1 protein-coding gene is annotated in these 218 nt (G+C 48.6%); it reads right to left on the bottom strand.

Going from position 1 to position 218, the window contains the following annotated elements:
* Nucleotides 1-218 (bottom strand): IS66 family transposase (locus tag AACW06_RS20750; RefSeq protein WP_192076433.1); only part of this gene is annotated, 218 nt, incomplete at both ends.

The following is a 218-nucleotide window of genomic DNA, read 5'->3' as shown; positions in this document are numbered from 1 at the left end:
GCGCGTTCCGCTCGGTTGTTGTCGATAGATAAATGCCCATCTTCAACATAGCGTATCAGCTTAGGCCACTGACCCAAGGTGTACTTGATGGCTTTACCAAGAGGACTCGATTCGATGACTTTCTGCGTGGTTAACCAGTCATAGAAGTCATCCAACATCGGTTTAGCCTGCGCTTGTCTTTCTGTCCAACGCTCTTCGACCGAAGCCAGTTTTAATCG

The sequence above is a fragment of the Vibrio sp. S12_S33 genome (genome assembly GCF_963889785.1).
Lineage (GTDB): Bacteria > Pseudomonadota > Gammaproteobacteria > Enterobacterales > Vibrionaceae > Vibrio > Vibrio aestuarianus.
This window is presented reverse-complemented; position numbering and strand designations above follow the sequence as displayed.